The sequence below is a fragment of the Asanoa sp. NPDC049475 genome (assembly GCF_040676915.1).
Lineage (GTDB): Bacteria > Actinomycetota > Actinomycetes > Mycobacteriales > Micromonosporaceae > Asanoa.
This window is the reverse complement of sequence record NZ_JBFAPY010000003.1, coordinates 167,385-179,064: the sequence shown is the minus strand read 5'-3', so window position 1 is coordinate 179,064 and position 11,680 is coordinate 167,385. Positions and strand designations below refer to the sequence as shown.

The 11,680-nt window shown below is 71.6% G+C and carries 10 protein-coding genes; 2 read left to right on the top strand and 8 right to left on the bottom strand.

Annotation, left to right across the window (positions count from 1 at the left end; genetic code table 11):
• Positions 1-4 precede the first annotated feature (4 nt).
• From AB0J88_RS11910 to AB0J88_RS11890, 5 genes are read right to left on the bottom strand one after another with little or no spacing between them, the layout of a single operon-like run.
• The gene (locus AB0J88_RS11910; protein WP_364345775.1) at positions 5-1,609 is read right to left on the bottom strand and encodes a lipopolysaccharide biosynthesis protein; all 1,605 of its coding nucleotides are present in this window, start codon (positions 1,607-1,609) and stop codon (positions 5-7) included.
• A complete protein-coding gene (locus AB0J88_RS11905; protein WP_364345777.1) occupies positions 1,606-2,478 on the bottom strand; it encodes a sulfotransferase in 873 nt (290 codons plus the stop codon). Before AB0J88_RS11905 ends, AB0J88_RS11910 begins: the two co-directional genes overlap by 4 nt.
• Complete coding sequence (locus tag AB0J88_RS11900) at positions 2,475-3,734, bottom strand: hypothetical protein (protein ID WP_364345779.1); 1,260 nt, start codon at positions 3,732-3,734, stop codon at positions 2,475-2,477. The genes AB0J88_RS11905 and AB0J88_RS11900 overlap by 4 nt, the downstream gene beginning before the upstream one ends.
• Entirely contained in the window at positions 3,731-5,122 is a 1,392-nt protein-coding gene (locus AB0J88_RS11895; protein WP_364345780.1) for a hypothetical protein, read from the bottom strand. The genes AB0J88_RS11900 and AB0J88_RS11895 overlap by 4 nt, the downstream gene beginning before the upstream one ends.
• Complete coding sequence (locus tag AB0J88_RS11890; protein ID WP_364345782.1) at positions 5,100-7,073, bottom strand: Wzz/FepE/Etk N-terminal domain-containing protein; 1,974 nt, start codon at positions 7,071-7,073, stop codon at positions 5,100-5,102. The genes AB0J88_RS11895 and AB0J88_RS11890 overlap by 23 nt, the downstream gene beginning before the upstream one ends.
• Before the next feature lie 186 nt (positions 7,074-7,259).
• On the opposite strand from AB0J88_RS11890, the gene AB0J88_RS11885 reads away from it, so the two are divergent.
• A complete protein-coding gene (locus AB0J88_RS11885; protein WP_364345784.1) occupies positions 7,260-9,230 on the top strand; it encodes a glycosyl hydrolase in 1,971 nt (656 codons plus the stop codon).
• Between the two features lie 33 nt (positions 9,231-9,263).
• Here AB0J88_RS11885 and AB0J88_RS11880 read toward each other — a convergent pair whose 3' ends face one another.
• The 3 genes from AB0J88_RS11880 to AB0J88_RS11870 form a co-directional block, all read right to left on the bottom strand.
• Positions 9,264-9,728, bottom strand: coding sequence for an SRPBCC family protein (locus AB0J88_RS11880; RefSeq protein WP_364345786.1), 465 nt, complete (start codon positions 9,726-9,728; stop codon positions 9,264-9,266).
• A 1-nt stretch (position 9,729) separates the two neighbouring features.
• Positions 9,730-10,053 (bottom strand): metalloregulator ArsR/SmtB family transcription factor, encoded by a 324-nt coding sequence (locus AB0J88_RS11875; protein WP_364345788.1) that lies wholly within the window; start codon positions 10,051-10,053, stop codon positions 9,730-9,732.
• A 203-nt stretch (positions 10,054-10,256) separates the two neighbouring features.
• The gene (locus tag AB0J88_RS11870; RefSeq protein ID WP_364345790.1) at positions 10,257-10,946 is read right to left on the bottom strand and encodes a hypothetical protein; all 690 of its coding nucleotides are present in this window, start codon (positions 10,944-10,946) and stop codon (positions 10,257-10,259) included.
• Between the two features lie 145 nt (positions 10,947-11,091).
• On the opposite strand from AB0J88_RS11870, the gene AB0J88_RS11865 reads away from it, so the two are divergent.
• On the top strand, positions 11,092-11,670 hold the full coding sequence (locus AB0J88_RS11865) for a TetR/AcrR family transcriptional regulator (protein ID WP_364345792.1): 579 nt from the start codon (positions 11,092-11,094) through the stop codon (positions 11,668-11,670).
• The last annotated feature ends 10 nt before the right edge of the window (positions 11,671-11,680 follow it).

Sequence of the window (11,680 nt, the reverse complement as noted above, 5' to 3'; positions counted from 1 at the left end):
CGGGTCAGCGCTTCTTGCGACGACCCGGGCGAAGCGCCTTCAACGCGTCCAACGCGAGCGGCCCGCGCAGGAGGCGGACACCGGCCAGATACGTGGTGACCGCTACACCCAGGGCGGTCACGGTGGCGCCGGCTCCTGTCCCGAGGGCGAGGCCGACGAGCCGTGGCGCGACGCCGAAGCTGAGCACCGTGACCCCGGCCGCGGACAGCCAGCCGCTGCCGAACGGGTGCAGTCCCATCCCGAACCCGACCTGGGCGAGCGGCAGCACGTTGTTGGCCACGACCGCGGCGGCGAGCCCGATCGCGGCTCCGAGCGCGCCCAGCTTGGGGATCAAGGCCAGGTCGAGCGCGATCGTCAGGCCGAGCGCGACCAGCACGTTGCCCAGGTTCCAGGCGGTCCGGCCGGCCATGGACAGCACGATGTCGACCATCCCGCAGCCGGTCGCCACCAACATCGCGGCGGCCAGCACCACCACGATGGTGGCCGCGTCGCGGTAGGCGGAGCCGAAGATGCCCAGGTACGCCGGCGCGTATGTCATCACCAGCAGATAGAGCGGCCAGGTGAGCAGCACGAGCCAGCCGGTCGCGGTCTGGTAGAGGGTGTTGGCGGCGGCGCGGTCTTTGAGGGCGAGCGCCTCGGCCAGGCGGGGCTGCACGGCCTGCGAGATGCCCTGGTTGGCGAACTGGCCCAGCACGACGAACCGCCCGGCGACCGCGTAGAGGCCGGCGGCGCCGAGCCCGGCCAGCGCGGCGACCAGCAGCACGTCGACCCGTTGCAGGGCGAGCTGGGCGACAGAGGCGATCGAGCGCGGCCCGGTGAAGCGCCAGAACGCCCGGCGCATGCTGACCCGGTGCGAGCGCTTCACCCGGGTCGGCACGATGTCGCCCATGGTCCTGGTGTGCGCGCGATGCAGCGCGTAACCGGCGAGCAGGGCGGTCGGCACGTACGGCAGTGCCCACGCGAGGGCGAACAGGCTCGGGCCGGCCGCGCCGCTGACCGCCACCGCCGCCACGCCGACCGTCTGGAGGCCGGGCCGGACCAGCTTGTCGAGCAGCACGGTCGGCCGGATCAGCCGGTAGCCACGGGTGGCGGCGAGCAGCGTGTCGGACAGCACGGCCAGCGGCACGAACGCGGCGAGTAGGCGCAGTTGGGTGACCAGCGCCGCGTGCACCGGCGGCGCCGCGTCACCGACGGTCAGCCGGGCCAGCTCGGGCGCGCCCACGAACAGCGCCACGCCGACGGCCAGCGCCGCGCACACCACCGGCGCGAACGCGCTGCGTAGGCAGGCGCCCAGCAGGAACCCGTGCCCTCGGGCGCGCAGCCGGGCCGGCCAGTAGACCAGCCCGGTCTGGGTGCCGAGCTTCGCGAGCGTCGAGGTGAGCACGAAGGCCGCCGTGGCGGCGAAGAACGCGCCCGCGTGCTCCGGCCCGAGCCGGTGTGCCACCAGCCAGGTGACCGCGAGCCCGGCCAGCCCGGCCACGCCGGCGCCGAGAATCCCCGCCACCCCGCCCCGGGCGACACCGCCGATCGCCTTCTTCGTCTCCGCCGCGGCTTCTGGCGATTCTGGCGAGTCGGCGACGAACGCGGGGAGCGCCGGGGGCGCGGTCATCGGCGCCAGACCGGCGGGTGGCCGAGCCATTCGGTCAGGCGGTCGTCGTACGCCGCGAAATGGCTGGTCAGGTCGCGCCGGGTCCGCTCGTCCATGGCCGACTCGCGCGGCCGGGCGTTGTGCCGCTCGAACTCCGGGTAGCCCATGTTCGGCAGCCCGAGGAACGCCAGCACCTCGTCGTAGACCTCTTCCGGCGTGGTGAAGAACCGTTCGCTCTCCACCACCAGCAGCCGGTCGCGGCCGATCCGGCCGGCCATCGCCGCGAGATACGTCGCGTACTCGCCGCGTGCCCGGTAGGCGTGGTGCTGGTGGGCGAAGCTGTAGTAGGTCGGGTCGTCGGCGAGCCGCTCCTCCTGGCCGTGCAGCCGGCCCGGTTCGAGCGCGAGCGCCCGCGCGAACGACGGCTCGGCCTCGAACCCGCGGGCGAGCTCGTGGGCGTGCTGGGAGTAGGCGCGCTCGACCGGGTCCCGGACCAGCGTGACCAGCTTGACGCCGGGCAGGTCGCGGGCGATCCGGGCGACCGCGTGCGGGTGGTACATGTAGTACGGGCTCGACTCGAAGGTCTGGGCCGGCATCCCGAACCGCTCGGCCACCTTGTCCGCCGTGCGCTGCAGCGGGAAATGCCCGCGGTACCACGACAGTCCGTGCTGGTACGCCGTGTCGAAGTAGTGCACGCCCTTGTGCAGCACCGCTTTGAGCACCACCGGGTGCGCGGCCAGCGCGCGGTACAGCGAGGTCGTGCCGCACCGCTGACCGCCACAGATCAGGAACGACGGGAGCATCCGGGCGGGCGCGGTGATCCGGCCGTACGACCGGGATCCGAAATGGACGATCCGCTTGACCGGGGCCGGGACATGTGACGACTTCACCGGAACGCCTCCACGCGGCGGACGAGGACGGGCAGCAGCCAGGTGCCGAGCACACCGAGTCGGGCACCGGCCTCGGCCTGCCGATCGGCGAGATAACGCGTGGCCAGGTCGATCAGGTAGAGCAGCGCGGTGAGCTCGGCCGCCTCCCTCGGCACGTCGAACGGCGCGAGCAGCCGCGGTGCCCGGGTGACGGTGCGCTCGACGGCGGCCTCCGCGTCGGGGTCGCTCTGGATCCGGCGCTGCAACTCGTAGTGCAGCGCGTCGAACCCCATCGGCACGCCCAGCGTGAACCGTTCCCAGTCCCAGACCAGCAGTGATCCGGCCAGCGCCGCCATGTTCCACGGCGCCCAGTCGCCGTGCCAGGCGCCGTAGCGCAGGTCGGTGTCGCCGGCCCGCGCGGCCAGGTCACGGGCGGCCGCGGCCAGGGCGGCACCGTCCGGCCGGTCGGTGACCCCGGCCAGCCGCTCGCGCAGTTCCGACCAGTACGGGCTGGTCGACAGCCAGCCCTTGGACGTGCCGCAGCACAGCGCGACGGCCTTCTGGGCGGCGGCCAGCCGCTCGGCACCGAGCGGCGCCCTCGGCTGCCAGACCGGCAGCGCGCTCTGGACCAGCACCTGGTGGCCCCGCCACTGCCCGCTGTGCAGCACGGTGGGGATGGTGACGTCGTCGACCACGGCGTGCGACAACGCCTGCAGGGCCGACGTCTCGGCCCGCACCAGCCGGCGGGTCAGTGGCCCGGTGCCCAGCTTGCCGAAGCCGATCGTGTGACCGTCCCGGGCGATCAGCTGCAGCACCGGCTTGCGGTTGGCCCGCGCCGGTCCGATGTGGATGCTCAACGTGACGTCGGCACCGAGCGCCCGCCGCAGGTAGCCGTCGATGGTCTCGGCATCCGGCCCGTAGACGCGGATCCGGTCCCGCAGCAGCAATGCGCTCGCCCCACTGCGCAGCGCGGTGACCACCGCGTCCCGCTTGAGCTTGGCGATCCGGCCCTGCGGCTCGGCGTACCGGCGGACCGCGGCGGCGGCGATCCGCCGGGACCGGGCCGGCACCAGCAGGCGGGGCCGCCGCACGTCGGGCACCACCAGGTAGTCGGCCACCGCCGTGCCGGCCACCCGGCCGTCGGTGTCGTCGCCCGGAGCCCCGTCGGTGAAGCAGGGTGCCGGATAGAGCAGGTCCAGCACCTCGCGCAGGTAGGCCGAACGTAACTGGGCGTCCCGCGCGCGTAGGTGGGCCGGCGCCGTGGCGACAGGGCTCAAGGGGTCACTCCGCTCTTCTCCCGGGGCTGATGCGCGTTGCGCCAGAGCAGCGCGTACGCGAGGAACATGAACGCCAGCGGGGTGACCAGCGTGTTGTACCAGAACATCGCCACGAACGAGCCGACCAGCGCGCAACCGCCGGCGATGCCGATCGGGCTGCGGTCCCGCCTGAACCGCCAGAGCCCGTAGCCGAAGAAGCCCAGGTAGCCCAGGGTGCCGATCGCCCCGTGGGCGAAGATGAGCTGCCAGAACTGGCCGTTGCCGCCGATGGTGAAGTTGCCGCACCGCTCGCAGTCGTGGCTCTCGCCGACGGTGATCGAGTTCCGCCCGCCGATCGTGGTGCGGGTCGACCCGAAGCCGATCAACGGTGACTCAACCGCGCCGGTCACGGCCCGCTCGACCAGGTACGAGCGGACGCCGTTGGACTTGCCGTTGTCGAGCCGCGCGGTGACCACGTCGCCCAGCGGGGTGACCGCCAGGGCCGCGCCCACCGCGGCGAGCGCGGCGATCAGGACGCCGATCACCCAGACCCGGCCGGCGAGAGCCAGGCGGACGGCCGCGTACAGGGCCGCGACGCCGATGCCGATCCACAGCCCCCGGTTCAGCGAGATGACCACGGGGATGACCGAGGCCGCGAGGCAGGCCACGGCGAGGATCTTGGTGCGGCGGCGGTTGACCGAGCCGAACACGGCCGCGCAGAACCAGACCATCAGCAGGCAGAAGTTGTTGCCCCAGGTGTTCGTGTAGCCCCAGGGCGCCGCCGGGCGGGGCCGGTCGTCACCGAGGATGTCGTGGATCTGGGCCGCGTACGGGTGGACCAGGCTGCGGATGAAGCCCTTGTCGCGGATGTGCTCGGGCAGCAGGAGCTCGATCGGCGAGGTGAACTCGAACGTGCCCGCGAAGACGCCGAGCAGGCCGCCGGCGACCGTGACGGCGAACAGCCAGGCGAGCTGCCGGACCAGTTTGGCGATGGGTAGCTCGCGCTCGGTCAGGTTGCCGGCGTAGAGCAGGAGCACGGTCAGCGCCGCGTACTCGCCGAGCCGGAACAGCACGCCGGGGATCCGCTCCAGCCCGCGCTCGGGCACCGTGCCCGTCGGGTCGGCGCCGAGCACGGCCACGCCGATGACCAGCACGGCCAGGAACACGACCCAGAAGGCAAAACCGGGTGGCAGGCGTACGGGGCGGCCGGCGCTGTGGACCTTGATCAGGTACCAGGCCATCGGCACGGCGGCCAACGGGAAGATCAGGACGCCGAGGCCGAGTGCCCACCACAGTGGATAGAGGAGCAGGATTCCGGTCAGCGGCCAGGCGGGGAGCCAGACGTCCGCTGCCAGCGGCCGCCGCGCCGAAGCGGGGCGGCCGCGGTCACGAAGCGGTGTGCTGACCATTGTTGGCGGCGCGGTCCATGTCGCGGAGGGTCTCGCCGTCGAGCCGGCGCAGCACCGCGGTGTCGGGGTCCTCGGGCTTGGCGCGGCCCGGGCGGCGGGGCGACGTCGGCCGGTTGCGCAGGCGGGGCTGGTCGCCGGAGAGGTTGACGCCGGCCACGCTCAGGTCGCCGGAGTCTTCCTCGGAACCGGCGGGCCGGGCGCGGGGGAGGTCGCGGCCCTTGTCGGCCCATTGGTCGCCGCGGGGCTCACCGCGGTCGCTTCGGTCGCCGCGGTCACCCCGCTCGCCGCGCTCGCCGCGCTCGCCGATCGTCGCGCGCTCGCCGCGTCGGTCGCGCAGCACGTCGCCGGAGGCGTCGAGGTCGCGCAGGTCGTCGAAGTCCGGCATGTCCTCGTCGTGGCTGAAATCCGTGTCGTCGTCGCCGAGCGCGGACTGGCTCTCCACGGCCGGCATCAGCCGGGGGATCACCACGGTGCCGAGCAGCGGGGTGCCGACCCGGGTGAGCTGGGCGACCGCGTCGACGACCTCCGGCCGGCGGGTGCGGCGCAGCTCGACGGTGAGGATGGCCGCGTCGGCGAGGCGGGCCAGGCTCTGCGCGTCGGCGCTGCTGGCGGTGGAGGGTGCGTCGATCACGATGTACCAGTCCCGGCGGCGAAGCTGGCCGAGCGCCTGACGCAGCGCCTGCGACTGGAGCAGCCCGCCGGCGCTGCCGGTGCCACCCGTGGTGATCACCCGCAGCGACGGCACGCGGGGCGCCCGCTGCACGGCCGCGCGCAGCGGGACCTTGCCGGTCAGTACGTCCCCTAGACCAGGAGTGGCGCCGATTCCGAACAGCCGGGCCAGCGGCGCTGCGTCGGCGATGCTGTCCGGCAGGTGGGCGCCCAGCAGCAGCACCTCGCTGCCGCTGCGCGCCATGGCGGCGGCCAGGTTGGCGGCGACCAGGGTGGATGCCACGCCCCGGCTGGCACCTGCCACGACCACGACGCGGTCCTCGGGACGGAGGCTGGCCAGCACCTCGTTCCGCAGGCGGTTGAAGGTGCGGCCGCCGGTCGCGTACGGCTGGAAGACCTCGTCGAGCTGTGGGCCGCTGGCCAGCGTGAGCTCGGCCAGCACCGGCACCCGGGCCGCCCGCTCCACGTCGGCGGCCGCGCGGACCCGCCGGTCGAGCCGCTCCCGGACGACCGCGACCGACAGCCCGAGCAGCAGTCCCAGCATCGCGCCGGTGGCCAGGTTGAGCTTTCCGTTGGGCTTGCTCGGCGAGCTGGGCAGCTGCGCGTCACTAATGATCTTGCCTGCGCTGACCGTCTCGGTGGTCAGGTCGTTGAGCTTGCCGCTGATCGAGTTGAGCTGGCTCTGGTTGGTGCTCCGCTGGCTCTCCAGGCTCGGCCGCGACGCGCTGTCCCGGGGCAGATCGGCGAGCTTGGAGTTGATCTGCGTGAGGCTCGTGTTGAGCTGCTTGACCTTGCTGTTCAGGGCGGAGATCTGCGCGTCGATGCCGGCCTGCGCGCTGGCCTCGCGGTTGCGCAGGTACGCCTCGGCGAAGGCGTGGGAACCGGTTTGCGCCCGGGCGGGGTCCGGCGCCTTGTAGGTGATCTCCAGGACCGCGGTGTTCGGCGGGACGGTGACCGACACGCCCTTGGCCAGCACGTCCGGCGCGTCGCCGGAGCGGAGCAGATCGGCCGCGCCGACCGCGATCTGGGTCGAGCCGACGAGCTGCGCCTCGGTGTCGAGGTTGATGTCGCCCTTGGTGCGGCCGCCGGCCACGTTGGTGTCCTGGCCGGCCGGCTGCACGAGCACCGAGGTGACGGACTCGTAGGTCTTCGGCATGACCTGGGTGGCGCCGAAGCCGGCGCCGACGCCGAGCGCACAGCCGAGCACGACCAGCCACCACTGCCTGCGGAGCAGGCCGAGGTAGTCCGACAGGTCCGGGGCGGTGGGGCCGGTGGTTTCCACGGGAGGTTCAACGGGCGTGCCGGGTATCGCGTAACTCGCCCGTCGGGGGACGAAATAGTACATAGGGCGTATGAGTCAGTCACTCATAAAAACCGCTAATGCTCCTAAGTAGCTGATTTTGGATAAAGTCGGACGTGTGCACCATCAGCCACGCCGGTAAGCAGGCGTCACGATGGAGGGAACCTGATGGTCAGACCACTTGGCGTCCGGACCGCGATCGCGGCCGGCCTTACCGGCTTCGCCATCCTGCTGGGCGTCGTCGGCGGAGCCCTCGGGTCCAACCCTGACCTTCGCCTGGCCGCGAGCGCTGACGGCTACACCACGACCGTGGCTGACGGGCCGAACAGCGGCCGGCTCCAGCTGGTGGCCGGGGGCATCGGTGGCGGCGCCGCGGTCACCTACCTCAAGTTCGACGTGACGAGCCAGCGGGCCAAGCGCAAGCCGGCCGCCGCCGAGCTCACGCTGACCCGGCGGGCCGGCGCGCTGCCACCGCTGATCGAGCTCAGCCAGGTGCCCGCGACCTCGTGGCTGGAGGACCGGCTGGACCGGCGCACCGCGCCGCGCCTGGGCTCGGTGATCGCCGCGGCCCGGCCCGGACGCTCCGACAGGTCGGTCCGGTTCGACGTCTCCAAGGCGATCAAGGGCCGGGGAACGTACGCGTTCGCGGTGACCGCGCCCGGCGGTGGGCTGGCCGATTTCTTCGACGCCGACGACGTGCGCCCGGCACAGGGCCGCATCGAGCCGACGCTGCGGGTGTCGTGGCAGGACGCCGTGTTCCCGTGGGCCGGCGGGGCGCCGGGGATTCCCGGAGGCGGCGGAGCGCCCGGGATTCCGGGTGTGGGCGGCGCGCCAGGCGTGCCGGATCCCGACGACGTGCCCGGTGTGCCGTCGTTCCCGCGGCCGAGCCTGCCGCCGTTGCCGGACCTGCCGGACCTGCCGGACCTGCCCGGCCTGCCGGACCCGACGGACGATCCGACACCCACCGACGACCCGACGCCGACGGACGACCCGACTCCGACCGCGAACCCGACTCCGACTACGAACCCGACTCCGACTACGAACCCGACTCCGACTACGAACCCGACTCCGACCACGACGCCGACTCCGACCACCGACCCGACGACACCTGGTCCGACCGCGAGCCCGACCGCGTCACCGACCGCCGGGCCGACCACGCCGGCGCCGACTCCCACCACCACCCCGGGTGATCCGCGCTGCACGTTGGGGGCGAAGCTCGTACCCACCTGTGGTGTTCTCTGGGGTGTCGCACCTGGTGCGCACACCGACCAGCCACGTGACGAGGCGCTGGTCGACTTCGAGTCGGACACCGGGCGCACGCAGGCGATCTACCACGCCTACCACCGCGGCACGGAGATCTTCCCGACCTCGATGGAGATGCGGATCGCCCGCGACCCGGCCAAGCCGCGCCTGCTCTTCCTCAACTGGAAGCCGACCGGCGCGAGCTGGGGGCAGATCGCCCGGGGGGACGAGGACACCGACAACTATCTGGACCGGCTGGCCGAGCACATCCGCGACAACTTCACCGAGCCGTTCTTCTTCACCGTGCACCACGAGCCGGAGAACGACGTCCGAGCCAACAGCGGCTCCGGTTACACGGCGACCGACTACCGCAACATGTTCCGGTACGTCGTCAACCGCATCCGGGCGCAGGGCGTGACCAACCTGGTGACGGTGATGGTGCACATGGCGTACATCCCGTGGCTGACGCAGTCGTGGTGGGAGGATCTGTATCCCGGTGACGACGTGGTCGACTGGCTGGGCTGGGACGTCTACGCGCACAGCGTGCCCGGCGAGCACGGCTACGGCGACTTCAGCGAGCTGATGAACCGCACGTCGAGCACCGCGCCGAACTGGCCGGGCTTCTACAACTACGCGGCACAGCGGCATCCGACCAAGCCGTTCATGCTGGCCGAGTGGGGTGTCTGGTACTCGTCGCAGGACCGCGACCACCAGGCCGAGGTGTTCGACTCGGTGGCCAAACAGATCTCGCTCTTCCCGCGGCTCAAGGCGATGGTCTACTTCGACACGCCGGCCGACCAGAGTGGAAAGGACTCGCGCGTGACGCGCACCGCCGACGGCCTGGCCGCGTACCGCCGGCTCGGTCTCGACCAGAACTTCCAGGTGGACCTGGAGTGACGGGTGCCCCCTTTCGCGGGGGCACCCGTTGCTTCACGACAGCTTCGCGAGGTACGCCGCCAGCGCGTCGTAGGACTGGCCGGCGCCCTCGGACATCCCGGACTCGATCATGCCGTCGCGCTCTTCCTTGGTGTCGAAGCGCGTGACGCTGGTGACGGTCGTCTTGCCGCCCTCCTCGGTGAGCTCCAGCGTCTCGACGCAGATCTGGCCGGGCATGCCCTCGAACTCGAAGGTCTGCACGATCCGGTTCGGCGCCTCGATGTCCCGGTACTCACCCCGGAACGCCCAGTCGCCGTCGGGAGCGTGCTCGACGAAGCGCCAGGCGCCGCCGACCCGGAAGTCCATCTCGCAGTCGAGCGGATTGCCGCGCCCCCACCAGTGCTTGACGTGCTCGCACGACGAGTGCGCCTCGAAGACCAGCGCCTGCGGCGCGTCGAACACGCGCACCATCTTGACTTCGAGGTCGGACGGTGTGGTCACGGTCAGGTTCTGGGGCATCTCAGTTCTCCTTCTGGATCTTCGTCAGATACGTGCCCAGCTCGTCGTAGCGCTCCTCCCAGAAGCGCCGGTATTCCGTCACCCATTCGGCGACACCTCGCAACGGCGCGGCGTCCAACCGGCACGGCCGCCACTGCGCCTCTTTGCCTCGCGTGATGAGCCCGGCCCGCTCGAGCACCTTCAGGTGCTTGGACACGGCCTGAAGGCTGATGGGGAACGGCTCCGCGATCTCGTTGACCGTCGCCTCGCCCTCCGCGAGCCGAGCCAATATCGCCCGCCGCGTGGGGTCAGCGAGAGCGCTGAACACCTCGCTCAACCGGTCCACCGCTGCCGCCTTCCTCAACCACTCGGTTAATCAACTCATAGGTTTAATATGCTGCTCACGGGTGCTGATGTCAAGCGGTTCGCGGTTTCTAGCGGCGGCGGTGGTACTTCGAGCCGTCCGGGTCGCGCATCTCAGCGCGACTCGGGTGCGGACGGCCGCGTGCCCGGGTCCCCCTCGAACCCGGGCACGTCGGCGGGTGTTCGTCAGGCGTAGGCCGGCACTTCCGGGTGGCTCGCGTGCCGCGTCGCCGCCTCCGCGTCGCGGGCGCTGCGCAGGGTGCTGATGCTGACCGCGAGTGTCCACAGGCTCCAGAGCGCGCCCATGCTGGCGGTGGTGCCCCAACCCTGCGCGCTGTAGAAGTCGGCGGCGTCGTCACCGAAGAACACCGCCGGCACGAAGGCCAGGTTGATCACGGCGAGGACGTACGCCGAGCGGCCCACCCACGACGGCAGGAACCGCAGCCGGCCCACCGCGATGCCCAGCGAGATCAGCAACAGCGCCACCAGGAGCCGGGAGATCCCGCCCTGCATCAGGTACTGCGCCGGGGCGAACGGGCCGGTGGTGGTCGTGTCGATGTCGTGGTCGACGGAGATGGCCGCGCCGGCCTCCATCGACTGCGTCACGAAGACCATGACGACCCAGAGTGTGCCGGCGATCTGGACGAGGCTCGCCAGCCACTCCGCGCGGGGGTCGACCGTGCGGATCAGCTGCCGCAGCCCGGCGAAGAACACCAGGTAGAGCGTGCAGCCGGTGATCCCGACCAGGCTGCGGGTCAGGATGTCCCAATCGGGCGGTGTCTCGTAGAGGAAGTAGAGCGGCACCTGCACGACGATGAACAGGCTGGCCAGGATGCCGAAGGTGCCGGCGGTGCGGCGGATCGCTGCCTCGCTCATGGGCGAGTCCTTTCGTTCGGTGTGGTGCGGCGCCGTTGTTGGGCGAGCCGCGACGAGACGTATCGTCTCGCTATGTTTCGACGCTAGGCTCCGGTTCGCCCATCCGTCAAGACGGACCGTCTCGTCTCTTGCTATCGTTCGACGCATGAGCCCGAACCTGGACCGCCGCAACGAGCGGTCGCGCCAAGCGATCGTCGAGGCGGCCCTCGCCCTGTGCCGAGAGCAGGGCCTGGCCCGCACGACGGTCGAGGAGATCGCCAAGCGAGCGGGCGTCGGCAAGCAGACGATCTACCGCTGGTGGCCGTCCAAAGCCGCGGTGGTCGAGGAGGGCATCAACGAGCTGGCCGGCTCGGCAACGGACTTCCCGAACACCGGCGACCTGCTGGCGGACCTACGCACCCAGATGGCCGGCGTGGCGTCGATCCTGTCGAGCCCCGACTTCGCGCCGTACCTGAGCCTGATAGGAGCGGCGCAGGACGACCCGGAACTGGCCAAGTCCTTCCTGGACGGCCTGGTCAAGCCGCGAGTCAACGCCGCGCGGGAACGACTGCGAGTGGCCCGGGAGCAAGGCCAGATCCGCGCCGACGCGGACCTCGACGACGTGGTGGAACTGCTCTACGGCCCGATCTACTACCGCGCGCTGCTGCACACCCGCCCACCCTCACCGGCCCAGGCAGACGAGATCCTCCGCATCGCCTTCGCCGGCTTGGCCCCCACCTCGTGAGCACGGTCGT

Bases quoted from the DNA above. Each gene is read 5' to 3' on its own strand.
- AB0J88_RS11910 (WP_364345775.1), bottom strand. From the start codon at position 1,609: ATGACCGCGCCCCCGGCGCTCCCCGCGTTCGTCGCCGACTCGCCAGAA.
- AB0J88_RS11865 (WP_364345792.1), top strand. From the start codon at position 11,092: ATGAGCCCGAACCTGGACCGCCGCAACGAGCGGTCGCGCCAAGCGATC.
- AB0J88_RS11880 (WP_364345786.1), bottom strand. From the start codon at position 9,728: ATGCCCCAGAACCTGACCGTGACCACACCGTCCGACCTCGAAGTCAAG.
- AB0J88_RS11895 (WP_364345780.1), bottom strand. From the start codon at position 5,122: ATGGTCAGCACACCGCTTCGTGACCGCGGCCGCCCCGCTTCGGCGCGG.
- AB0J88_RS11885 (WP_364345784.1), top strand. From the start codon at position 7,260: ATGGTCAGACCACTTGGCGTCCGGACCGCGATCGCGGCCGGCCTTACC.
- AB0J88_RS11870 (WP_364345790.1), bottom strand. From the start codon at position 10,946: ATGAGCGAGGCAGCGATCCGCCGCACCGCCGGCACCTTCGGCATCCTG.